Annotated in this window: 17 protein-coding genes; 5 read left to right on the top strand and 12 right to left on the bottom strand. The window is 69.7% G+C overall.

All coding sequences use genetic code 11. The features are described 5' to 3' along the window. Positions 1–9 precede the first annotated feature (9 nt). Positions 10–909, bottom strand: coding sequence for a LysR family transcriptional regulator (locus tag KPB06_RS23990; protein ID WP_059580001.1), 900 nt, complete (start codon positions 907–909; stop codon positions 10–12). 101 nt (positions 910–1,010) lie between these two features. Between KPB06_RS23990 and KPB06_RS23985 the strand changes: the two genes are divergently transcribed. Then, entirely contained in the window at positions 1,011–1,889 is an 879-nt protein-coding gene (locus KPB06_RS23985) for an aldo/keto reductase family oxidoreductase (RefSeq protein ID WP_275905992.1), read from the top strand. A gap of 50 nt (positions 1,890–1,939) precedes the next feature. Here the strand turns inward: KPB06_RS23985 and KPB06_RS23980 are convergent, their stop codons facing one another. Continuing rightward, positions 1,940–3,142 (bottom strand): MFS transporter, encoded by a 1,203-nt coding sequence (locus KPB06_RS23980; RefSeq protein ID WP_226221570.1) that lies wholly within the window; start codon positions 3,140–3,142, stop codon positions 1,940–1,942. Between the two features lie 70 nt (positions 3,143–3,212). Here KPB06_RS23980 and KPB06_RS23975 point away from each other — a divergent pair, with 70 nt between their 5' ends. Next, positions 3,213–4,262 (top strand): AraC family transcriptional regulator, encoded by a 1,050-nt coding sequence (locus KPB06_RS23975; RefSeq protein WP_060315850.1) that lies wholly within the window; start codon positions 3,213–3,215, stop codon positions 4,260–4,262. A gap of 52 nt (positions 4,263–4,314) precedes the next feature. Here KPB06_RS23975 and KPB06_RS23970 read toward each other — a convergent pair whose 3' ends face one another. Continuing rightward, complete coding sequence (locus KPB06_RS23970) at positions 4,315–4,479, bottom strand: hypothetical protein (protein ID WP_180278226.1); 165 nt, start codon at positions 4,477–4,479, stop codon at positions 4,315–4,317. Positions 4,480–4,547: 68 nt separating this feature from the next. Beyond that, positions 4,548–6,464 carry a transglutaminase family protein gene (locus tag KPB06_RS23965; protein ID WP_275906032.1) on the bottom strand — a complete coding sequence of 639 codons (1,917 nt, stop codon included), beginning with the start codon at positions 6,462–6,464 and terminating at the stop codon, positions 4,548–4,550. Positions 6,465–7,161: 697 nt separating this feature from the next. Here KPB06_RS23965 and KPB06_RS23960 point away from each other — a divergent pair. After that, positions 7,162–8,025, top strand: coding sequence for a crotonase/enoyl-CoA hydratase family protein (locus KPB06_RS23960; protein ID WP_059579986.1), 864 nt, complete (start codon positions 7,162–7,164; stop codon positions 8,023–8,025). Between the two features lie 48 nt (positions 8,026–8,073). On the opposite strand, the gene pdeR is transcribed toward KPB06_RS23960, so the two are convergent. From pdeR to KPB06_RS23940, 4 genes are all read right to left on the bottom strand, one after another. Continuing rightward, a complete protein-coding gene (gene pdeR / locus KPB06_RS23955) occupies positions 8,074–10,077 on the bottom strand; it encodes a cyclic di-GMP phosphodiesterase (protein WP_275905993.1) in 2,004 nt (667 codons plus the stop codon). A 574-nt stretch (positions 10,078–10,651) separates the two neighbouring features. Further along, the gene (locus tag KPB06_RS23950) at positions 10,652–14,290 is read right to left on the bottom strand and encodes a hydantoinase B/oxoprolinase family protein (protein WP_059579981.1); all 3,639 of its coding nucleotides are present in this window, start codon (positions 14,288–14,290) and stop codon (positions 10,652–10,654) included. Positions 14,291–14,411: 121 nt separating this feature from the next. Next, complete coding sequence (locus KPB06_RS23945; RefSeq protein ID WP_059579978.1) at positions 14,412–15,710, bottom strand: MFS transporter; 1,299 nt, start codon at positions 15,708–15,710, stop codon at positions 14,412–14,414. Between the two features lie 84 nt (positions 15,711–15,794). Continuing rightward, positions 15,795–16,568, bottom strand: a complete 774-nt coding sequence (locus tag KPB06_RS23940) for a putative hydro-lyase (protein ID WP_059579976.1) — start codon at positions 16,566–16,568, stop codon at positions 15,795–15,797. Between the two features lie 205 nt (positions 16,569–16,773). On the opposite strand from KPB06_RS23940, the gene KPB06_RS23935 reads away from it, so the two are divergent. Together KPB06_RS23935 and KPB06_RS23930 are read left to right on the top strand one after the other, a co-directional pair. Further along, positions 16,774–17,706: a LysR family transcriptional regulator gene (locus tag KPB06_RS23935; protein ID WP_059579973.1), complete on the top strand. Its 933-nt coding sequence runs from the start codon at positions 16,774–16,776 to the stop codon at positions 17,704–17,706. A 155-nt stretch (positions 17,707–17,861) separates the two neighbouring features. Then, positions 17,862–18,719 carry a hypothetical protein gene (locus KPB06_RS23930; RefSeq protein ID WP_059579969.1) on the top strand — a complete coding sequence of 286 codons (858 nt, stop codon included), beginning with the start codon at positions 17,862–17,864 and terminating at the stop codon, positions 18,717–18,719. Positions 18,720–18,729: 10 nt separating this feature from the next. On the opposite strand, the gene KPB06_RS23925 is transcribed toward KPB06_RS23930, so the two are convergent. From KPB06_RS23925 to KPB06_RS23910, 4 genes are all read right to left on the bottom strand, one after another. Continuing rightward, entirely contained in the window at positions 18,730–19,056 is a 327-nt protein-coding gene (locus KPB06_RS23925) for an antibiotic biosynthesis monooxygenase family protein (RefSeq protein ID WP_059579967.1), read from the bottom strand. Between the two features lie 65 nt (positions 19,057–19,121). Further along, positions 19,122–20,108: a YkgJ family cysteine cluster protein gene (locus KPB06_RS23920; protein ID WP_059579965.1), complete on the bottom strand. Its 987-nt coding sequence runs from the start codon at positions 20,106–20,108 to the stop codon at positions 19,122–19,124. Beyond that, positions 20,102–20,914: a MetQ/NlpA family lipoprotein gene (locus KPB06_RS23915; RefSeq protein WP_059579961.1), complete on the bottom strand. Its 813-nt coding sequence runs from the start codon at positions 20,912–20,914 to the stop codon at positions 20,102–20,104. The genes KPB06_RS23920 and KPB06_RS23915 overlap by 7 nt, the downstream gene beginning before the upstream one ends. Further along, positions 20,911–21,960 (bottom strand): formylglycine-generating enzyme family protein, encoded by a 1,050-nt coding sequence (locus KPB06_RS23910; protein WP_059579958.1) that lies wholly within the window; start codon positions 21,958–21,960, stop codon positions 20,911–20,913. Before KPB06_RS23910 ends, KPB06_RS23915 begins: the two co-directional genes overlap by 4 nt. Positions 21,961–21,975: the final 15 nt, after the last annotated feature.

Below are 21,975 nucleotides of genomic sequence, written 5' to 3'. Positions count from 1 at the left end.
GTCGAACGCTCAGGATGCCTTGATGAAATCGATGAACGCGCGTAGCGCCGGCGGCACGAGACGCCGCCCCGGATAATACAGAAAGGGCCCCGAAAACGGCCGCCACCACGGATCGAGCACGGGTTCGAGCGCGCCGCTGTCGAGATGCGGACGCAGCCAGTCTTCGAACAGATGCACGATGCCCGTCCCGGCGATCGCCGCGTCGACCAGCAGCTCCGTCGCCCCGCCGATCTGGACCAGCAGCGGCCCGGCGGCCGGCTCGACCCGCACGACCTCGCCGTCGCGCTCGAACTCCCACGGCGGCATCGCGCCGCTCGCGAAGCGCCCGCGCAGGCACCGATGGGCGAGCAGGTCGCGCGGATGCCGCGGCCGGCCGTGCCGGTCGAGATAGCCGGGCGCCGCCGCGGTCGCGAACCGCTGGATGCGCGGGCCGATCGGCACCGCGATCATGTCCTGTTCGAGCCGTTCGTCGTAGCGGATGCCCGCGTCGCATCCGGCCGCGAGCACGTCGACGAAATTTTCGTCGGCAGTCACTTCCAGCCGGATGTCCGGATACGCATCGAGAAAGCGCGGCACGATCGCCGGCAACACGAGCCGCGACGCGCTGACCGGCACGTTGAGTTTCAGCGTGCCGGCCGGTCGGCCGCGGAATTCATCGATACCGTCGAGCGCTGCCGCCACTTCGGTCAGTGCGGGCTCGAGACGCGCGAGCAGGCGCTCGCCGGCCTCGGTGGGCACGACGCTGCGCGTCGTGCGGTGCAGCAGCCGCACGCCGAGCCGCGCTTCCAGCCGGCGCACGGCTTCGCTCAGCCCCGACGCGCTGAGGCCCGTCATGCGTGCGGCGTCGCGGAATCCGCTCGCGCGTGCGACGGCCATGAATGCGTTCAGATCACCCAGATCGGTTTGCATTGTTCGCCTTTTCGTACAACCCGTGCGAATTATGCCCGCTTATCGCGCAGCCGACTCGTCCTTATGCTGAACGCATTCATCTCTTCGACAGGAGTAAGGTCATGCCCGATATTCGCCATACCGCCACCTTCAGGCTCGGCGATCGCCCCGTCAGACGAATCGGCTACGGCGCGATGCAGCTTGCAGGCCCCGGTGTATTCGGCCCGCCGAAAGATCGCGAAGCCGCATTGAACGTGTTGCGCGAAGCCGTCGAATCCGGCGTCGACCATCTCGACACCAGCGACTTCTATGGCCCGCACGTGACGAACCGGCTGATTCGCGACGCGTTGCATCCGTATCGCGACGATCTCGTGATCGTCACCAAGATCGGCGCGCGACGCGGCGACGACGCGTCGTGGCTGCCCGCCTTCGCGCCCGACGAACTCGAACGGGCCGTGCACGACAACCTGCGCAACCTGGGGCTCGACGTGCTCGACGTCGTGAACCTGCGCATCATGTTCGACACGCACGGGCCGGCCGAAGGATCGATCGAGGCGCCGCTGGCCACGCTCGCCGAGCTGCAGCGGCGCGGGCTCGTGCGGCACATCGGCCTGAGCAACGTCACGCCCGCGCAGGTCGCCCAAGGCCGCCGGATCTGTGACATCGTGTGCGTGCAGAACCACTACAACATCGCGCACCGGGGCGACGATGCGCTGATCGACGCGCTCGCCCGCGACGGCATCGCCTACGTGCCGTACTTCCCGCTCGGCGGCTTCTCGCCGCTGCAGTCGTCGACGCTGTCCGGCGTGGCCGCGCGCATCGGCGCGACGCCGATGCAGGTCGCGCTTGCATGGCTGCTGCGCCGCGCGCCGAATCTCCTGCTGATTCCGGGCACGTCGTCGGTCGCGCACCTGCGCGAGAATCTCGCGGCAGCCGACCTCGATCTGCCGGCCGACGCGCTCGCGGAACTCGACCGCATCGCGGACGCCGACGCCGCGTGACGCGCGGATAATCCGCCTGGCAGCCCGTGCAACGCGGGCCGCCACGCCCGTCAGGACGCGGCCACGCCGACGCGCTTCGGCACCCCGGTGACGATCGTCGCGACCGCCACCGCCAGCACGATCGCCGCGCCGACGAACACGCCCGCCGCGCCGTTCGCGTCGAACACGACGCCGCCGGCCGCGGCGCCCGTCGCGATCGCGAGCTGGATCGCCGCGACGATCAACCCGCCCGCGCTCTCGGCCTCGTCGGGCACGGTGCGCGTGACCCACGTCGACCACGCGACCGGCACGCCGCCGAACGCCATCCCCCACAACGCGACCAGCACCGCGTCGATCATCGGCGCACGGCCGAGCGCGACGAGCGCGATGCCGAGCACGACCATCAACGCGGGCATGCCGATCAGCATCGGCCGCAACCGGTGTTCGAGCACGCGGCCCGCGAGCGACGTGCCGACGAAGTTCGCGATGCCGTAGCCGAGCAGGATCGCCGACAGCCCGTTCACGCCGACGCCCGCCACCTGTTCGAGGAATGGCCGCAGATACGTGAAGAACGCGAAATGGCCGGTGAACACGAGGATCGTCGCGAACATCCCGAGGCCGACGGTCGGCCGGCGCAGCACGTCGATCAGCGTGCGCAGCCGCGTCGTGCCGCTCGGCGGCATCGACGGCAGCGTGAGAAGCTGCGACACGAACGCGATGCCGCCGAGCACGGCCGCGATCAGGAACACGTTGCGCCAGCCGATCAGGTGCCCGAAGTAGCTGCCCATCGGCGCGGACGCGATGGTCGCGACCGCCACGCCGCTGAAGATGATCGACAGCGCGCGCGGCACCATCGCCGTCGGCACGAGCCGCATCGCGGTGGCGGTGGCCATCGTCCAGAAGCCGCCGAGCGCGATGCCGAGCACGACGCGGCCGAACAGCAGCACGCCCAGGTTCGGCGCGAACGCGACGGCGAGGTTCGACGCCACGAGCAGCACCGAAAACACGAGCAGCACGCGCCGCCGGTCGATCGTGCGCGTGAGCGCCGAGATCAGCAGGCTCGTGACGAGCGCGACCGTGGCGGTGGCCGTCACGGCCTGCCCGGCCACGCCTTCGGTCACGCCGAGGCTCTCGGCCATCGGCGTGAGCAGGCTCGCCGGCAGGAATTCGGCCGTGACGAGCCCGAACACGCCGAGCGCCATCGCGAATACCGCGCCCCAGGCCGGTTCGCGGGGGGCCGCCGTCGAGGCGGCCGAGGAGATTCCGGGATTCATGCGGGATTCCGTGTCGGTTAGGGAAAGTACTGATGAGGGCGTATCGTAAGGAACAGCGGCAGGACGGTCTATGACATACAATCCGTTCCTGTTGATCGATCGTCCGTATCTCACGATGTCCGAACCCCTTCTGCCGCCGATTCCCGATGCGCACGACCTCGTCAGCGAGCTGCTGCTGGGGATGCGCCTGAGCGGCGTCCAGTACCGCCGCATCCAGGTCGCGCGGCCGTTCGGGCTGAATTTCGGCCATGCGCCGGGCCGCGCGCAGTTCCATTTCGTCGTGCGCGGGCCCGTGCTGCTGCGCGACGCGTCGGGCGAGACGATGCGGCTCGAGGCCGGCGACGCGATCCTGTTGCCGCACGGCGGCATGCATGCGCTGGTGTCCGATCCGGATGTGCCGTGCCGCGAGATCAACGGCTTCGAGGCCAGGAAGATCTGCGATACGGTGGCGTCGGTCGCGTCGGCCGGCATGTCGCCCCCGACCTGCGCGACGACGGAACCCGGCGCCGGCGATGCGCTGATCTTCAGCGCGTGCATGGAACTCGACCTCGGCGGCATGCAGCCGCTCGTCGGCACGATGCCCGCATTCATGCACGTGGGCACGCTGCTCGCGCGCTACCCGGAAATCCGGCCGATGCTCGACGCGATGGAGCGCGAGGCGTGCACGGCGCGCGCGGGCTTCGCGGGCATCCTCGCGCGGCTCGCAGACGTGGTCGCGGCGTTCATCGTGCGCGGCTGGGTCGAGTGCGGATGCGGCGATGCGACCGGCTGGGTGCAGGCGCTGCGCGAGCCGAAGCTCGGCCGCGCGATCGTCGCGCTGCATCGCGACCCGGGCCGCAACTGGAGCGTCGCGGAGCTCGCGACCGAAGCGGGCGTGTCGCGCTCGGTGTTCGCCGAGCGTTTTCTCGCGGCCACCGGGATGACGCCCGTGCGCTACCTGACCGAGCTGCGGATGCGGCTCGCCGCGCAATGGATCGCACGCGACCGCGAGACGATCGAAGCGGTCGCGTACCGGCTCGGCTACGGTTCGCTCGCCGCGTTCAGCCGCGCGTTCAAGCGCGTGGTCGGCAAGCCGCCGGGCGCCGTGCGCGCGGACGGCAACGTGCACGCCGAAGCGTAACGCGCCGACGCGCGGCGCCGGTGGTGGCCGCGGCGGCGGTGGCCCGCGGGCGTCACTTCAACGCGTCGAGCCGGTCGACCAGCGCCGTCGCGCACCGCACCGCGAGCGCCGCGCACTGCTCCGCGTCGACTGCCGCGCCGGTCGCGACCGTGCCCTGCACGATCCTGCCCAACAATTCCTTCGAGAGTTCGGCGATCTCGTGATCCCGTTCCGTCATGATGTCCTCCTTCGCGTCGGCGATTCCGGTGATTCGCCCGTTCGGAGCGAATGCCGTGCCCGCGCCGCTCAACGCTGCTTCGCCCGCACGACGATCTGCGCCTGCGTGTCGCGCTCGATGCGCTCGAGCGACGCGCGCAGCGCCGTGAATTCGGCCGGCGTACAGACCTGCCGGCCGAAATCGGCGTTCATCCGCCGCGTGACCTGCACGACCCGCGCGGCCGCATCGAACACGTAATGCGACGTGAAGTCGACGAAGCGGTCGTGCACGGCCGTATCGGCCGGCAGGTCGGTCACGGCGACGCCCGCCGGCAGCGCGATCTGGCCGCTCTCGTCGAACGTGCCGCCGAGGCAACCCCACGGCTGCGTGCGCACGGGCTCGGCCAGCCACGTCTCGACCTGTGTCGCGATGCCGCCCGTGACGCTCGACAGCGCGGGCAACGCGGTCGTGCCGTCGGGCCACACGAAATGATCGAGCGTGCCGGTAATCGTCACGTCGAACGGGCCTGTCGACCCGCGCCGGTCGCTGGTCGACAGTTGCGCGCGGCCGCGCAGGCCGCTTTGCCGCAGGCGCTCGTTCGCGAGTTGCGCGATGCGCTCGCGCGACGCGCGGCGAAACAGGTTGCGCTCGAGCTCGGCCGTCCAGCCGTCGTCCTCGACATAGGCCTGAACGCGCGCGGGGCCGGGCTGCGCGGCATCGATCGCGATCCGTGCGATGCGGCCGCGCGGCTGCGTGGCCGGCGTGCGCGACAGCACGCCCGTATCGACCAGCAGCGCGGGGCGGTCCATCACGATCGGCGGCAGGTAGCCGAACGCGATGCCGGCCGTCGTCGTATCCGCGTAGAGGCCGAGATCGGGCAGCCACGTGATCGCATGATTGATCGCGCCGGCGCCGTAGCCGGGCACCGACGGCAGCGTGTACACGGCGCCGAGATTGATCAGCACCGGTTCGCTGCGAATGCCGACCGCCGCGAGCAACGCGCCGAACAGCGCGACGTGATCCTTGCAGTCGCCGTAGCGGTTGCGCAGGATGTCGGCGACGCGATGCGGCGCGGCGGCCGTTTCGCCGAGAAACAGCCCGACGTAGCGCACGTTCGCCTGCACCCAGTCGTACAGGATGCGCGCCTTGTCGCGCGGAGCGACGGCATCCGCCGTGAGCGCACGCGCCAGTTGCACGACGGCCGGATCGTTCGCGCCCGGATCGACGGCCGCGTTGCGGTAGCGCGCGGCGAACGCCGCGTAGTCGGGCAGCGTCGACACGACGAGCCGGTCGCCGTAGGTCGGGTAGCCGACCGCGCCGCTCTCGATGCGATCGTACGCGCCGTGCCGGTAGTCGAATTCGTAGCGCGTGCGGCCGTTCGCCGTGACGGGCGGCAGCGCGACGTAGCCGCGCGCATCCGCGTACAGCGGCATGTCGGCCGGCACGTCGAAGATCAGCCGCTGGTTGTCGACCGGCTCGCGCGACGGCTCGACGGTGTAGCCGAAATAGCCGCGATTGACGGGCTTCGTGCGGGTCTTGCGGAACGCGACGCGCGTGCTCGACCCGGCTTCGACGCCGGGGAACACGACGGTGCGCAGCAGCCCGTCCTGGAACGTCGGCGCGCCGGCCGAGCGCGGCTCCTGCACGTCGCGGATGCCGTCCGCGCCGACCGGGTGCGCGACGCCGTCGCGGTCGATCGTCTCGGCCGCGAGCAACTCCACCTTCTCGAGATTCTTGTCGAACCACACGTAGCGCTGCGCGACCGCGTCGATGCCGTTCGCGTCGTTCGCGCGCAGCGTCGAATCGTCGTGCTCGTCGAGCGAACCGTCGCGCTGGATCACGAATTCGTGAACGTCGCTGACGAGCGTGACGGGCGCCGTATCGCCCGCGTCGCGAGCATCGCGCGTGTCGTGTGAGTCGCGCGTATCGGCCGCGGCCGCCCCCGCGCCGAGCGCGATGGCGCATGCGAGCAGGCAGCCGGTCCATCGGGAAGGAAAGCGCACCACGTCGAAGCTCCCCGCGCGTTCGTTGCCGGGCGTCAGCACCGAGCGCCGGCACGGCGGCCCGACCCGCATGACGCGCGCATGACGGCCGCCCGCGCCACCCTCACGCGTGGCCGTCGTGCGACCCAGTGTGGGCGACGTGCCGGCGAGCGTCAAGCCGCGCCATCGGGAAGCAGACCTCATGCGGAGCAACACCGATTTCAAAATCGGCGACCTCGTGAGTGCGTTCGCATGGCTGCGCGTGATCCCGTTCGGCCTCTTGCCGACGGCGCCGCATCTCGAACGGCGACACCCGATACCGATCGGCGCCGCATGGTCATGTGCGCTGCGCGATCGCTCACGGCGAATCGGCGGGCCGCCACGCCGATCGGCCCGACCCGCAACCGTCGATCGACGTCCCGACGTGATATTCGGCGCGCAAGCGACCGGCGTCGCCGGCCGCCTCATCGCCGGCGCGCCGCTCCGCTCGCGCCGCCGTCCCCCGCCGATCTCGGCCCCTCATCCCCAATCCACCCCACCCGCCCCGTCGCCCGGACGCGATCCGCACCGGCGTCCCGCTCGTGCGTTGTTCCCCGCATTTCGACATTTGTGCGCGCGCAACAATGGCGATGCCTCGCGCCTGGCGCCCGGCGGGCAACCCGATTCCCGCAGGGCGCCGGGCGCGATGGTCTTCAAAAACCACATCTCACGAGGACATACCATGCAACTCCAATCCCATCCGGCGTGCCGCCCGTTTTACGAAGCCGGCGAACTCTCGCAACTGACGGCCTTCTACGAAGAAGGCCGGAACGTCATGTGGATGATGCTGCGATCGGAGCCGCGGCCGTGTTTCAACCAGCAACTCGTCACCGACATCATCCATCTCGCGCGCGTCGCACGCGACTCGGGCCTCACGTTCGACTTCTGGGTGACGGGCTCGCTCGTCCCCGAGCTGTTCAACGTCGGCGGCGACCTGAGCTTCTTCGTCGACGCGATCCGCAGCGGCCGGCGCGATCAGCTGATGGCCTACGCGCGCTCGTGCATCGACGGCGTGTACGAGATCTACACCGGCTTCGGCACCGGCGCGATCTCGATCGCGATGGTCGAGGGCAGCGCGCTCGGCGGCGGCTTCGAGGCCGCGCTCGCGCATCACTACGTGCTCGCGCAGAAGGGCGTGAAACTCGGGTTCCCGGAGATCGCGTTCAACCTGTTCCCGGGCATGGGCGGCTATTCGCTCGTCGCGCGCAAGGCGAACCGCGGCCTCGCGGAATCGCTGATCGCGACCGGCGAGGCGCATGCGGCCGAGTGGTACGAAGACCAGGGGCTGATCGACGAGACGTTCGACGCCGGTGACGCGTATCTTGCGACGCGCACCTTCATCGACGTGACCAAGCCCAAGCTGAACGGCATCCGCGCGATGCTGCGCGCGCGCGAGCGCGTATTCCAGTTGTCGCGCTCGGAGCTGATGGACATCACGGAAGCGTGGGTGCATGCGGCGTTCACGATCGAGCCGAAGGATCTCGCGTACATGGAACGCCTGGTGATGCTGCAGAACCGGCGCGTGTCGAAGCTGCGCACGGTGTAATGCGACGGCGCCGCCGGCCGTCGGCGGCGCCTTTTTCCGGAACGAAGCTCAGGCGATCAGCCTGAGCTTTCTCGTCTCCGCGAGCCACGCCTCGAACGCCTGCGCCGGCATCGGCCGCGCGTAGTAGTAGCCCTGCGCGTGATCGACGTCGAGCTGCTTGAGGAATTCGGCCTCCGCATGCGTTTCGACGCCTTCGGCGATCACCGCGAAATTCAGCGCCTTCGCGAGCGACACGACGGAGCGCACCAGCGCCTGCGAGCGCGGATTGCGGTCGATGGCCGTGATGAAGGTGCGGTCGAGCTTGATCGCGTCGAGCGGCAGGCGCGACAACTGCGACAGCGACGAATAGCCGGTGCCGAAATCGTCGAGGTGGATTTCCGCGCCGAGCTGGCGGAACTGCCGCATCAGCCCGATCGCCGCTTCTTCGTCCTCGATGAAGCTGCTCTCGGTGAGCTCGATGTCGACGAGGCTCGGCTTGAGCCCCGCGCCGTCGAGAATCGATGCGAACTGGTGCACGATGTTCATGTCCTGCAACTGCCGCGCGGACACGTTCACCGCGATCCGGATGCCGAGCCCCTTGGCCTTCCACGCGGCGGCCTGCGCGGCCGCGGTGCGCATCACCCAGCGTCCGAGCGGCGCGATCAGCCCCGACTCTTCCGCGAAACGGATGAACTCGACCGGCGCGACGAGCCCGCGATCGGGCGACTGCCAGCGGATCAGCGCCTCGACGCCGTGCACGTCGCCCGTCGCGATGTCGACGACGGGCTGGTAGTGCAGCACGAACTGCTCTTCCTCGAGCGCCTTGCGCAGGTTCGTGTCGAGCCACATGTACTTCGCGACCTTCTGGTTCATCTCCAGCGAGAACACGCGGTACGTGTGCTTGCCTTCTTCCTTCGCGACGTACATCGCGGTATCGGCGCTGCGGATCAGCGTCTCGAGCGAATCGCCGTGCTGCGGATACATCGCGATGCCGATCGAGCAGCTCGTGTAGACCTCCACCAGCCCGAGGTGGATCGGCGTGCGCAGCCGCTCGAGGATGATCTGCGCGGTCGCCTCGAGCAGCGGCCGCGTGCCGTGCTCGAACAGCACCAGGAACTCGTCGCCGCCGAGCCGCGCGAGCGTCGCGCCGGACGGCAGGCAGCCGCCGATGACCGCGGACACGTCCTGCAGCAGCCGGTCGCCGGTGATGTGCCCGTAGTGATCGTTGACGCGCTTGAAGTTGTCGAGATCGAGGAACAGGATGCCGACCTGGCCGCGCGTATTGGCGTCTTCCTCCGCGATCGCCGCGTGGATGCGCTCGCTGATCGCATGGCGGTTCGGCAGCCCGGTGAGCACGTCGGTGTTCGCGAGCTCGGTGAGCCGCTGCTGCGCGTTGCGCTCCTCGGTGATGTCGATGCCCGAGCAGATCAGGTACTGCTCGTCGACGCCGCTGCCGCTCTGCACGAACTTGTTGCGGAACTGGAACAGGCGCGGCCCGTTGACCGTGTTGATGTAGCGCTCGACCGCGAACGACTGGTTGCTCGCGAAGAAGCCCGTGATGTTGCTGCGCGACTGCGCGCCCTGCTCCGGGCTCATGAACAGCTCGAACGCACTGCGGCCGATCACGTCGACCTCGCGCTTGCCGGTCACTTCCTCGCACAGGCGGTTGAAGCGCTGCACCATCCCGTTGCGGTCGAGGATCACGACGAGCGAATTCACCTCCGACACCACCTGCTCGGCGAACGCGAGCCCGTGCGACAGATCGCCGGCGACGGATTCGGTATCGGAATAGGCGGACGCCGTGCCGGCCCAGTCGACCGTGTTGACCTTCCTGCCGACGAGATGGAGGCTGACCGGACTGCCGTACAGCACGATGTCGAGCACGAGGTGCGACGTGACGCCGGTGAGCGCGCGGATGCGCGCGGCCTGCTCGGCCGTCAGCGCGACCGCGACGTTGGTCAGGCCGCGCACCGCGGCGAGTTCGAGCGCGTTGCTGTCGCTGCCGAGACGCCAGCAGGGGCTGCGCGTACCGACATGCGCCTCGAGCACCGCGCTATCGTTTTCGTCATCCATGGACACGCCCCGATCCAGAAAAAACGCACAGTGTAGACGGAGGCGAGCGGGCCGGCCGCCTTCCCGGGACGCGCGGTGCGCGGGCCGGCAGGGCGGACGTGATTGCCGTGACGGCGAGTCTCGTCCCGTACTTGTTTGCAGCTGATGCGACCGGCGTTCGCGCGTGATGCGCAGGTTCTGCCTTACGAATGAATGATGAGAGCCATCTTATCAAATGACGATGAGGATTGGCACTCACATTTAGAGCAGAGTGTCAAGGAATTGGGACTCGATTGGCAAGCCGGATTTTTCATGATTGGCAGCGTGCGAATGGGCGGGCGACACGGCGCGTGCCGGGCGCCGCGTGCCACGCCGCGTGGCCCGACGGGCGGGCGGTCGCGGCCGATCCGCGAATATCGGGCCAGATCTTTCGGCGATGCTGTGGCGGCCAGGTCGACCCGGATGCCGCGATTCCGTTTTTTGCTGTTTTTGATTCAATTTGTGCGCGAATGCGCGGCTTTATTCCACAGTTCGTTGCAATGTCGTCCACCCGCCGTGCGCCCCCGGCGCGAGACGTTCGCGCCGGGTGCACAGCTCAGCCTGCCGCGCCGTAGCCGCCGCCGCCCGGCGTTTCGACGACGAACACGTCGCCCGGCGCCATCTGCGCGCGGCCGATGTGATCGAGCGTCTCGATGGTGCCGTCCGCCCGCTCGATCGTGTTGCGGCCCAGCGCGCCGGCTTCGCCGCCCGCCGCGCCGAACGGCGCGTGGATCCGGTTGTTCGACAGGATCGACGCCGTCATCGGCTCGAGGAAGCGAATCCGCCGCACCGCGCCGTCGCCGCCGCGCCAGCGCCCGCCGCCGCCCGAGCCGGCGCGGATCCGGTGCGAATCGAGCCGCACCGGGTAGCGCCATTCGAGCACCTCCGGATCGGTGAGCCGCGAGTTCGTCATGTGCGTCTGCACCGCGCCGACGCCCGCGAAGCCGTCGCCCGCGCCGCTGCCGCCCGCGATCGTCTCGTAGTACTGGTAGCGATCGTTACCGAATGTGAAGTTATTCATCGTCCCCTGGCTCGACGCGACGCAGCCGAGCGCGCCGTACAGCGCGTTGGTGATCGCCGACGACGTCTCGACGTTGCCCGACACGACGGCCGCCGGATACTCGGGGTTCAGCATCGAGCGGGCGGGCACGATCACGGTCAGCGGCTTCAGGCAGCCGGCGTTCAGCGGGATGTCGTCGCCCACCAGCGTGCGGAACACGTACAGCACGGCGGCCATGCAGACGGCCTTCGGCGCGTTGAAGTTGTTGTCGAGCTGCGCGGACGTGCCGGTGAAATCGATCTCCGCGCGCCGCGCCGCGCGATCGACGCGAATCGCGACGCGAATCTGGGCGCCGTTGTCGAGCGGGTAGCGGTACGCGCCGTCCTGCAGCGCGCCGATCACGCGCCGCACGGCTTCTTCCGCGTTGTCCTGCACGTGCCCCATGAACGCGAGCACGACGTCGCGGCCGAACTGCGCGACCATCCGGCGCAGCTCGTCGACGCCCTTCTGGTTCGCGGCGACCTGCGCGCGCAGGTCGGCCATGTTCTGCTCGACGTTGCGCGCCGGGTAGCGGCCCGACGCCAGCAGCGCGCGTGTCTCGGCATCGCGCAGCACGCCGGCCGACACGAGCTGCCAGTTGTCGATCAGCACGCCTTCCTCGTCGATATGGGTCGAATCGGGCGGCATCGAGCCCGGCGTCGTGCCGCCGATGTCCGCGTGGTGGCCGCGCGAGCCGACGTAGAACAGCGGCGCGTCCGAGCCGTCCGCGAACACCGGCGTGATGACCGTCACGTCCGGCAGGTGCGTGCCGCCGTGGTACGGGTCGTTCAGCATGAACACGTCGCCGTCGCGCATGCGGCCGCGGTTGCGCTCGATCACGGTGCGGATGCTCTCCCCCATCGAGCCGAGGTGCACGGGCATGTGCGGCGCGTTCGCGATCAGGTTGCCGTCGCCGTCGAAGATCGCGCACGAGAAGTCGAGCCGCTCCTTGATGTTTACCGAGTACGCGGTGTTCTGCAGCCGCAGCCCCATCTGCTCGGCGATCGACATGAACAGGTTGTTGAAGATCTCGAGCCGCACCGGGTCGGCGTCGGTGCCGAGCGAGCGGCGCGTCGGCAGCGGCGTCGTGCGCGTCAGCACGAGGTTGCCCTGCGCGGTCATCCCGGCGCGCCAGCCGGGCTCGACCACAGTCGTGCCGTTCTGCTCCGCGACGATCGCCGGGCCGTCGATCGCGTCGCCGGCGAGGAGCGTGTCGCGCACGTACAGCGCCGCGTCGTGCCACTGGCCGCCGGAATAAAAGCGCACGGCCGCGTGCGCTTGCGGCGCCGCGCCCACCTCGCGCGGTGCGAGCGGCGCGATATCGACCGGCGCGTCCGAGCGGCCGATCGCCTCGACCGACGCGAGCTCGGCCACGAGCGGCGTGCCGGGCATCAGGAACGCGTAGCGCTGCCGATACGCGGCCTCGAACGCCTGCTGCATCGCGGCGACGCTGCCGGCCGGCACGTCGAGCGCCGAGTCGGTGCCCTGATAGCGCAGGTGCACGCGCCGTTCGGTCGCGATCCGCTCCGGCGGCACGCCCTGTTCGAGCAGCGCGCCGATGGCCTCGTCGGCCAGCCGGTCGAGCGCGGCATTCAGCGCCGGCAGCGATTCGTCGGTCAGCACGGCCTCGACCGCGCGCTCGCGCATGGCCGTCTGGTCGGCAAGCCCCATCCCGTACGCGGACAGCACGCCCGCGAGCGGATGCGCGAACACCTGCGTCATCCCGAGCGCATCGGCCACGCCGCACGCATGCTGGCCGCCCGCACCGCCGAACGTCGTCAGCACGTAGCGCGATACGTCATGGCCGCGCTGCACGGAAATCTTCTTGATCGCGTTCGCCATGCTGCCGATCGCGATCTCCAGGAACCCTTCGGCGAGCGCCTCGGGCGTCTCGCGCCGCCCGGTCGCCGCGTGGATCTCGTCGGCGAGCGCCGCGAACTTCGCGACCACGCCGTCGCGGTCGAGCGGCTGGTCCGCCTGCGGGCCGAACACGCGCGGGAAATGGTCGGGCTGGATCTTGCCGAGCATCACGTTGCAGTCGGTCACCGTCAGCGGGCCGCCGCGCCGGTACGCGGCCGGCCCCGGGTTCGCGCCGGCCGATTCGGGCCCGACGCGCAGCCGCGCGCCGTCGAAGCCGAGCACGGAGCCGCCGCCCGCCGCGACGGTATGGATGCTCATCATCGGCGCGCGCATCCGCACGCCGGCCACCTGCGTCTCGAACACGCGCTCGAATTCGCCGTTGTAGTGCGACACGTCGGTCGACGTGCCGCCCATGTCGAAGCCGATCACCTGGTCGAAGCCGGCCGCGCGGGCCGCGCGCACCATCCCGACGATGCCGCCGGCCGGGCCCGACAGGATCGCGTCCTTGCCCTGGAACGCATCGGCGCGTGTCAGCCCGCCACTGCTCTGCATGAACTGCAGGTTCACGCCCGGCATCTCGTGCGCGACCTGCTCGACGTAGCGGCGCAGGATCGGCGACAGGTACGCGTCGACGACGGTCGTGTCGCCGCGCGACACCATCTTCATCAGCGGCGACACCTGGTGCGACACCGACACCTGCGTGAAGCCGATGCGGCGCGCGAGTTCGGCCAGCGCGCGTTCGTGCGCGGTATGGCGGTAGCCGTGGATCAGCACGATCGCGAGCGCGCGCACGCCGCTGTCGAACACGCGGCGCAACGACGCTTCGGCACCCTGAACGTCGAGCGGCACGACCACGTCGCCATGCGCGCCGACGCGCTCGTCGATCTCGACGACCGTCTCATACAGCGCGTCGGGCAGCACGATGTCGAGATCGAACAGGCGCGGCCGGTTCTGGTACGCGATGCGCAGCACGTCGCGAAAGCCGCGCGTCGTCGCCAGCGCGGTACGCTCGCCCTTGCGTTCGAGCAGCGCGTTGGTCGCGACCGTCGTGCCCATCTTCACCATGTCGACGCGCTCGGGCGTGATCGGCTCGCCGGCCGCGAGGCCGAGCAGGTGGCGGATGCCGGCCACGGCCGCGTCGCGGTATTGCTCGGGGTTCTCCGACAGCAGCTTGTGCGTGACGAGCGTGCCGTCCGGCCGGCGCGCGACGATATCGGTGAACGTGCCGCCGCGGTCGATCCAGAATTGCCAGCGTGCGGCGTCGGAGGAAACGGGGGAAAGGTGTCGATCGGTCATGATGTCGGGTCGATGCGTCGTTGATTCGAGGGACGAGCGCCGCCGCACGGCGCGCGTCGCGCACCGTGTCACGGTGTCGATGAATGGGGAAGAAAAACGAACGGCCGGCCGCCGCCGTCGGTCAGGCGGCGTCGAGTTCGCGGCCGCGGGTCTCGGGCAGCGTCAGCGCGGCGACGATCACCACGCCGTAGGCGGCGACCGCGAAGATGCCGATGCTCGTGCCGAGCCCGTACTGCCTGGACAGCGCGCCGATCAGGAACGGGAACAGCGCACCGATCGCGCGGCCCACGTTGTAGCAGAAGCCCTGGCCGGAGCCGCGCACGCGGGTCGGGAACAGCTCGGTGAGAAACGCGCCCATCCCCGAGAAGATACCCGAGGCGAAGAAGCCGAGCGGGAAGCCGAGCCACAGCATCGACGCGTTGGTCAGGTTCAGCGACGTGTACGAGAACGCGATCACCATCGAGCCGACCGCGAACAGGATGAAGTTCGGCTTGCGGCCGAGGCGGTCGGTCAGGTACGCGCTCGTCAGGTAGCCGACCCACGAGCCGAAGATGATCATCGCGAGATAGCCGCCGGTGCCCATCACGGTGAGATGCCGCTCGGTCTTCAGGAAGGTCGGCAGCCACGTCGTGATCGCGTAGTAGCCGCCCTGCGCGCCGGTCGTCAGGAGTGCCGCGCGCAGCGTCGTCGTGATCAGCTTCGGCGCGAAGATCTCGGTGAGGCGCGGCGCGTCGGCCACTTTCGCCTGCGCGGCCTTTTCCTTCTCGTAGACGTCGGGCTCCTTCACGTAGCGACGGATCGCGACGACCAGCAGCGCGGGCGCGAGCCCGACGAGGAACAGCGCGCGCCACGCCTGCTCGGCCGGCAGCACCGAGAACAGCAGCGCATACAGCAGCGCGCAGAGTCCCCAGCCGATCGCCCAGCCCGATTGCACGAGGCCCACGGCCCGGCCGCGGTCGCGCGCGCGAATCACCTCGCCGATCAGCACCGCGCCGGCCGTCCATTCGCCGCCGAAGCCGAAGCCCATCAGCGCCCGCGCCGCGACCAGCTGGTGGTAGTTCTGCGCGAGCCCGCACAGCGCGGTGAACACCGCGAACCACAGCACCGTGAGCTGCAGCGTGCGCACGCGGCCGATCCGGTCGGACAGGATGCCGGCGATCCAGCCGCCGAGCGCCGACGCGAGCAGCGTGACCGTGCCGATGAAGCCTGCGTCGGCGAGCGAGATGCCCCAGGTCGCGACGAGCGTCGGGATCACGAACGACAGCATCTGCGTGTCCATCCCGTCGAGCATGTAGCCGACCTTGCAGCTCCAGAATGCGCGGCGCTCGCGCGGCTGCGCATCCGCGTACCACGAGAACAGGCCGCTGCGCTCGCGGCTCGCGGGCTCGGCGGCGGGCGCCGCGAAGGTCTTGCTTTCCATGGTGGTGCTCCTGTCGTTGTGCGCCGTCAAAGGGCGTGGGGTGCGGTGTGTCGTATGTGCGTGGCGTACCGGATGCCGGCCGCGTCAGAACACGGCCAGCGACGCGTTCGGGATGTCGGTCATCAGCATGTGGCCGGGCGTATGCGCGATCGCGATCGGCAGCTTCGCGTCCATCAGCGCGGTTTGCGGCGTCACACCGCACGCCCAGAACACCGGCAGTTCGCCGTCGCGAATCGTCACCGCGTCGCCGAATTCGGGCGCGTTCAGATTCTCGATGCCGAGTTCCCGCGGGTGGCCGATATGGATCGGCGCGCCGTGCACGCCCGGGAACCGGCTCGTGATCTGCACCGCGCGGATCGCGTCGGCGCCGCGCAGCGGCCGCATCGACACGACCAGCTGGCCGCCGAAGATGCCCGCGCGGCGGTTCGCGATCGACGTACGGTACATCGGCACGTTGCGACCTTCTTCGACATGGCGCAGCCCGATGCCTTCGCGGGCGAGCATGTCCTCGAACGAGAACGAGCAGCCGATCGCAAATACGACGAAATCGTCGCGCCACAGCGCTTCGAGCGACTCGACGCGCTCGGTCAGGCGGCCGTCCCTATATATGTTGTAGCTCGGCACGTCGGTGCGGATGTCGAGATCCTCGCCCAGCGCGTCGATCCGGAACGCACCCGGTTCGCCGACGCCCAGCAGCGGGCAGGCCTTCGGGTTGGCCTGGCAGAAGCGCAGGAAATCGTGCGCGTACGCATCGGGCAGGATCGCCAGGTTCGCCTGGGCAAACGGGCCGCAATGGCCGGCGGTCGGGCCGCGGAACGCGCCGCGGCGCACGGACTGGCGGAATTCGGAAGGCATCATGAGAATCGGTCTCGGGTCGGGATGACGTGGCGATGACGGTGGTGTGTCATCGGATACGGCGAAGAATAGAAAGGAAAAAATTTTGTCGCCAACGAGTTTTTTTGCGCCCACTGTATAGAATTTCTTAACGGATCCGCGGGTTTTCCCCGGTCCCGTTCATTTTTCGTCGGCGGCAAGCTGCGCATCCACTGCTCGCTCGACCACCATGAACACGCGTTTTCTCGAAACCTTCGTCACGCTCGCGAAGCTGCGCAACTTCCGCACGACCGCGGCTGCGCTGCACGCGACGCCGGCCGCGATCTCGCAGCGCCTGAAGGCGCTCGAGGACGAACTGCACACGGTACTCGTCGATCGCGACAGCCGTGAATTCCGGCTCACGCCGAACGGCGAATACCTGCTCGGCTATGCGAAAGCGGTGGTCGAGGCGACGCAGGAGCTGCAGGCCGCCGCGTCCGGCGAGAGCGCCCTGCGCGGCAAGCTGCGGCTCGGCGTGATCGAGACGGTCGTGCACAGCTGGCTGCCGCACTACATGCGGCGGCTTGCGGCCGACTATCCGCAGCTCGAGATCGACCTGACCGTCGACGTCAGCGTCGTGCTGCAGCGCCGGCTGATGGCCGGCGAGCTCGACCTGATCATCCGCGTCGAGGGCAGCGACGAGGCGTCGGTCGTATGCGATGCGCTCGCGAACTACCCGGTGCGCTGGATCGCGCGCGCCGGGCTGCTGCCGAACACGCGCACGGGCCTCGCGCGGCAGGTGCTGCGCCAGCCGATCCTCACCTACGGGCGCGGCACCGCGCCCCATCGCGCGCTGGAAGACATCGTGCGCACGCTCGCGCACGCGCACGGCGTGCCGCTGTCGGAGACGCGCATCACCGGGTCGCCGTCGATCTCGGTGATCGTGCAACTGGTGCGCGACGGCTTCGGCGTCGCCGCGATTCCGGTGCTGTTCGTCGACGCGCTGATCGAAAGCGGCGAAGTCGTCGAGCTGCCGCTGCAGCCGTCGCCGCCGTCGATCGTCGTGTCGATGTCGCGGCGGGCCGACGCGCCGCGGTTCGTGCACGGCGCATCGATCGCCGCGCGCGCGGCATGTCACGAGTATTGCGAGAAGAGCACGCGGTTGCTGGTCGAAGCGCTTTGACCGTGACGCGCCGGATATCGCGCGTTCGACATCGCGGCGCGAATCGCCCACAATCGCGTTCGGCGCGTCGCCACATCGGCGCCGCGCGTCGTGAATGACGGCCCCGCCGTCCGGCATTCGTCGCTTCGCATGATCGTGCACCACGAGAAGGCAACATGCAGATTCGCTCCGCTTCGCCCCGCCTGAACCTCGCGCGCATCGTGATCGTCGCGCTGTATGTCGCGTCGCTGCTGCTGCCCGTCGCGGCCGAACCGCCGAATGCGGCCGGCGCGGTGAGCTGGTGGCACGGCTACACCGTGCTCGCGCTCGGGCCGCTCGCGATCCTCGACCTGCAATTCGCATGGCTCGGCAACCCGCTGCTCGTCGTCGCGCTGCTCAGGCCGAGCCGCACCGTGTCGGCGTTGCTGGCCGTCGTCGTGGTCTTTGCGCTCGGGTGGCATACGATCCCGACCGACGCGAACTACGAAACGATCCGTACGTTCGGGGCCGGATACTACTTGTGGGTTGCAGCGATCGCGGGCGCCGCCGCGCTACCGTGGATCGACGGGCGGGGGGCGCAGGAGGGCGGTGCGCCGGGCCTTGCCGCCGGCGCCGCGGACGCGGCCGTGCCGACCGGCACCGGCCCCCGCACCGCGGCCCGGCCGAATGCCCGGCCGCGCGGCTGGACCGTGACGGCAACCGATACGCGCATCGAGTCGACCGACCGGACCGGAGCGACGCGTGGCATCGCGCTGTCCGACCTCGGCGCGATCCTGATCGAAACCAACGACCAGGGGCCGTTCGCGTCGGATGTCTGGTGGGTCCTGTTCGATACGAACAGGCAATTCGCGTGCGCATTCCCGCAGGATGCGGAGGGCGCGAAGGCGGCGGTCGATCGGCTGCTCGACCTGCCCGGCATCGATCACCGCAAGGTCATCGACGCGCAGACGTCGATCCAGAACGCGACGTTCCCGATCTGGGAGCGCCCGGCGCGCGAACCGGCCACGCCGGGAGACGCCGGCGCGACCGCCTGACCGGCAGCCGTTACGCGGAGGGCCCCGCATGCGGCGGCGTCAGCTTGCCGTCGCCGTACTCGCGAAGCACCTGCGAAATCACGACGCGATACCCGTCCAGCCAGCGCGCGTGCTTCGCCTTGGCTTCGAGATGCGCGGGATGCTGCATCAATTGCCGCAGCGCCGCCTCGGATTCCCAGTAGTAGACGTTCTGGATCAGGCCAGCTTCCGCGTTCTCCCACGTTTCCTCGCCGAGATAGCCGGGCGTCGCGCGCGCCACGTCGGCGATCTGCCGGTCGAGCCGGTGGAATTCGTCGTCGTACTGCCCGGCACGGAAAATGAAGGTCGACGCGTACATGTCCGCTCGCTCTGCAACGATTGAAAGAGCGCCAAGTGTAAGGCACGCGCGGCGTACCGCGATCGTCAGGCGGCAAGCGAATCGGTGTCGACGCGATCGTCGAGCCACGCGTCGATGCGCGGCGCGTCCTCATGCGTTGCGGCTGCCGGAGCCGGCATGGCCGCAAGCGCGCGTCGCGCCCGTTCCAGCGCCTGCGCGAAGCCGCGCAATTCGCTCGTCGCCGGCCGGTCGTCGGCTCGTCGGCGCGCGAGCGCCGCTTCGATGCGGGTGCCGATCAACGCGAGTTGAGCATCGATCAAGTCGATGCACAGTGCGCGACAACGTGCGGAAACCGGTGCGACGGCCAACAGCACCGGCACGATCGACACGGTCAGGTAGCCGCCGGGCGCAAGCCGCGACAGCGCATGACGCACGTCGTGCCCGCCATCGGTCAACGATGCGAACACGGCGTCGCGCCACACCGCACGCTCGAACACGAGCGCATCGCGATGCGCGTCGAGCGCCGCACGATCCGCGACCTGCCCGGCCGTCACCAGCGGAATCGGAAACGCCCGCTCGCCGGCGGATTGCCCGCTTCCCGCCTCGACGATGCAGTTCGCGCCCAGCCACGCCGCATCGTCGCGCCGTGCCACGAGCACGCGCGACTGCAACCGGTCGGGCAGCATCGGATCGAGCGGCACCGCGCGGCAGATCGACGGCTTGTTCGCGTGCACGCCGCAACGGCCGTCGTCGGCGAGCGCCGCGCAGCGGCCCAGCGACGGATAGTCGTAGCCTTGCAGCGTCAGCGCGAGCCATTCGCCATGCACGCCGCCGCCGCGGTGGAACAACCGGTCCGCCAGCGCATCGGCGGCCGCGACGTCGGCCGCATCGAGCGCATGCTCGCGCCCGCCCGCCTGCCAGCGTTCGCCGATCCGCCGCTTCGGCACGCGGCGAATCGTCAACGCGCCGACGAAGCGATGCCGATGCCGGAACAGCTCGCGCAACGACAACGTGGGCGCGCTGTTGCAGCAGCGTCCGCACGCGTTGCACGCGAGCAGCCAGGTGTCTACCACGGCCGCCGCACCGAATCCTGGTAGCGCGTGAGGATGAAGCGCGCGACGTCGTCCGAGTGATACGCGGCGACGAGCTGCGCGACCCACGGCTTCGCGCGATCGGCGTCGCGCACCGTCAGCACGTTCGCATACGGCGAGCGGGCGTCCTCGAGGCTTATGCTGTCGCGCGCCGGCTGCAGCCCGAAGCGGGCCGCGTCGTCGCTGTCGATCGCGACGAACGCGGCCGTATCGAGCGCCGCGTAAAGCCGGTCGCGGCGCAGCGCGACGAATTTGAGCCCGAGCCGGTTGCCCGTCACGTCGCGCAGCGTCGCATGCAGGCCGGCTTTTTCGCGCAGCGTCACCAGCGTGTCGTTCTGCAGCAGCACGAGCGCGCGCGCCAAGCCGCGCGGATCGGCGGGAAGCGCGACCGTCGCGCCGGGTTGCAGTTCGTTCAGGCGCTTCAGCTTGCGCGAATAGAACGCCATCGGCAGCGTGACCGTCGGCGCGACTTCGGTCAGCGCATAGCGCTTGCGCGCACGCGTCGCGGCAAGCTGTTGCGCATCCTCGAAGCTGGCCGCGTCGATGCGCCCGTCGGCCAGCGCCGTGTCGATGCGCGACGCATCGTCGAACTCGACGACGTCGACGCTCAGCCCGCGCGCGGCCGCCACCCGCTTCACTTCGTCGAGAATCTGCGCATGCACGCCGCGCGTGACGCCCACGCGCACGGCCGGAGCGGCGGCTTCGGCGGCCATCGCCGCGCCGTGATGCACGACGCCACATGCGGCCAGCAGCCAGGCCGCCACCCAACGCCCGATGCGCGTCGTCATGACGCGTCCCTCAGGATCGTGCGGAAGCCGATATGCGACGCGCCGAGATCGGCTTCCTGCTGTTCGCGCGACGATGCGCGATAGCGCACGCAGTAATCGCGCGAGCACAGGAACGAGCCGCCCTTGATGACCATCGGCGTATCGTGCCGGTGCGTCGGCGGGGCGACGGCCGCCGTATCGCCGTTCGTGTGCGACTGATGCGGGCCCGTGTACGCGTCCTTCGTCCATTCCCACGCGTTGCCGATCATGTCGTAAAGACGAAAGCCGTTCGCCGCATAGCAGCCGACCGGCGCCAGCCCCGCATGGCCGTCCTCGGCCGAGTCGAGCACCGGAAACGCACCCTGCCAGTAGTTCGCGGCCGGCTTGCCGTGCGCATCGCGCGGCGCCGCATCGAGCGATGCGTCGTCGCGGCCGGCCTTGCCCGCATATTCCCATTCGGCCTCGGTCGGCAGGTCGCGGCCGAGCCAGTGCGCATACGCGAGCGCATCGCGCTGCGTGACGAGCGTCACCGGCAGGTTGCCGAGCCCGTCCACGTTGCTGCCGGGCCCGCGCGGATGCCGCCACGACGCGCCCTTCACCCACGACCACCACGCGAGGTCGCGCGCATTCAACTCGTCGCGCGTCGGCACATGGAACACCGCCGCGCCGCCCTGCTGCTCGGCCTCGGTCACGTAACCGGTCGCCTGCACGAATGCCGCGAACTGCGCGATCGTCACGTCGGTCTGGTCGATCCAGAAGCCGCCGACACGCGCGCGCCCGTCGCCCGCCGGACGCTCGTCCGCATAGCCGCGCGTGCTGCCGAACACGAACGCGCCGCCGCGCAGATGCACCATTCCGGCCTTCGGATCGTCGCGCCACTTCGCGGGCAACCCCGAATAGCGTTCGCACGCGCGCTCCGAACCGAGCGGCGCGAGCGCGCGGCCGCGATTCAGCTCGTCGAACGCGTCGCCTGCCGGCGCCGCCGGATTCGCATAGCCCGCCGCGAACGCGGCGGCGAACAGCGTGGCGGCCAGCGCCGCGCCGATCGTCCAGAAACGCAACCGCATCGTCTCGCCCCGCGA

It is taken from the genome of Burkholderia semiarida (genome assembly GCF_029268935.1).
GTDB lineage: Bacteria > Pseudomonadota > Gammaproteobacteria > Burkholderiales > Burkholderiaceae > Burkholderia > Burkholderia semiarida.
Note: the sequence above shows the minus strand (reverse complement) of the source record. Positions and strands in the feature narration are given on the sequence as shown.